Origin of the sequence: Thermogutta sp. (assembly GCF_014359955.1) — a bacterium.
GTDB lineage: Bacteria > Planctomycetota > Planctomycetia > Pirellulales > Thermoguttaceae > Thermogutta.
In genome coordinates this window covers 1-1,223 of sequence record NZ_JACIYL010001050.1, presented here as the reverse complement: position 1 = coordinate 1,223, position 1,223 = coordinate 1, and the positions used below count along the sequence as shown (strand labels likewise).

At 56.5% G+C, this 1,223-nt stretch carries 1 pseudogene; it reads left to right on the top strand.

What is annotated here, in order from left to right:
• Positions 1-948: 948 nt before the first annotated feature.
• Positions 949-1,223: pseudogene (locus tag H5U08_RS19295) on the top strand (phosphoglucosamine mutase); the annotation flags it as partial.

Sequence of the window (1,223 nt, the reverse complement as noted above, 5' to 3'; positions counted from 1 at the left end):
GATAATGCCTGCTGAAGTTGACTCAAATGTTTCTGTACGACGTCCTGCGTCAGGGTCATGGGAACCACCTCTCCGTTTATCTGAATGTCTGAATCTGCCCCGACAATCCTTTCGGAGCGCGGTGCCAAACCGCAGCCACGTGCCGATCAAGCGGAAACTTTCTCGCGCCGACAGTTATCCGAGGAAGCAAATCGAGATATTCCATTCTCGACCTGCGACCGCACGAAGACGACTAGATTGCGGGACCTGGACGAAAAGTTTAGATCGCTTCCGTTTGAGGGCCCCACTCATTCTGCTCTGCCTTCGAGGGACCAGAAGAAGCGATGGCTGCCGGGCAGACTTATCCAACCCACGGCGGAAAAACCTGTTATTGCAAGCCATCGTGCGCGATCCTTTTTCCAACGTGATGCTGGTCCGCTTCAAGCCATGTAATCTCAATAAGTTCCTGCCCCCGTCAAGACCGGTGAACTCGCCCATACCGCCGGATCAACGTCCTTTCGCCAGTCGAGTGTGTGCCGATCGTCACTCACGCTACCTGGAGAAACTTTCCCGCGACTCTTGCCTGAGCGCACCGTTGCGCCGGCCCATTGCCCCTTTTTTCCTGGACTAACTATCCGTCCTCGGCGCACCGCACAAGTTTCCCAAATTGACAGTACCACTTTTGCGGCATTGTCCTCAGCCCAAGTGGATGGCCTTTGCACGTGATCTTATCATCCCCGTGATTCTCGGACTTTTTGAGCTGTCCCACCCGATTTTCTGAACTGTACAGCCGTCCGCCGTTTTTCGTATAACATGAGACAACGCTGGTGTTGAGTAGGCCATTCCTTCGTCTCAGGCCACTCAGCGCATTTTAAGTGGAACCAGGTGAAGGAACAAGTTGGTTCGCCAGGCGAGTCAGGATGGGTGTTTCTGTGATCAATTGGCCGATCTGCTGGAGGGGAGGCTCCCGTGAGTGAGCTTATCGTGAGCGTTTCCGGAGTTCGCGGAGTCGTCGGAGAATCTTTGACGCCAGAAGTTGCCCTCAGATTCGCGGCGGCCTGGGCAGCCGCAGCGCCTCCCGGGATGATTCTGGTCTCACGAGATGGACGCCCGAGCGGAAAGATGCTTCACGCTGCCGTGATTGCCGGGCTCACCGCCGCTGGGCGGAGCGTTCTGGACGTGGGGATTTCCGCGACGCCGACGGTTGGCGTCCTCGTACAGCACTATCGAGCTGCCGGTGCCAT